The organism is Mycobacterium sp. IDUB_21 (assembly GCF_055419425.1).
Genome location: NZ_JBVAXQ010000042.1, coordinates 1 through 267 on the forward strand (window position 1 = coordinate 1; position 267 = coordinate 267).

At 54.3% G+C, this 267-nt stretch carries 1 protein-coding gene; it reads right to left on the reverse strand.

Annotation, left to right across the window (positions count from 1 at the left end; all coding sequences use genetic code 11):
• Window positions 1-6: 6 nt before the first annotated feature.
• A partial coding sequence (locus tag ACZYY4_RS23050) for a hypothetical protein (protein WP_463812338.1) occupies window positions 7-267 on the reverse strand: 261 nt, incomplete at its 5' end.

Genomic DNA, 267 nt, shown 5'->3' on the forward strand with positions numbered 1-267 from the left:
GTGGGATCAGATGGTTGGGATATTTTCGCCGGCGCCTGTAGTGGGTTGTTCGGTGGTGCAGATAGTTTTAAAAAACAGCGGCAAATATTTGTTGATCACCAACCGCCAGGGGTCTTGTGCTTCTGGTGGCCGGCTTTGGTTGGGCACACTGTTGGGTCCTGAGGCAACAGGCCCGTTTGTTGCTCCCCTGTGTGGGGGTGGGTGTTGTTGTCGCTCCATCTTGGTGGTGGGGTGTGGTGTTTGTTTTGTGGATAGTGGTTGCGAGCA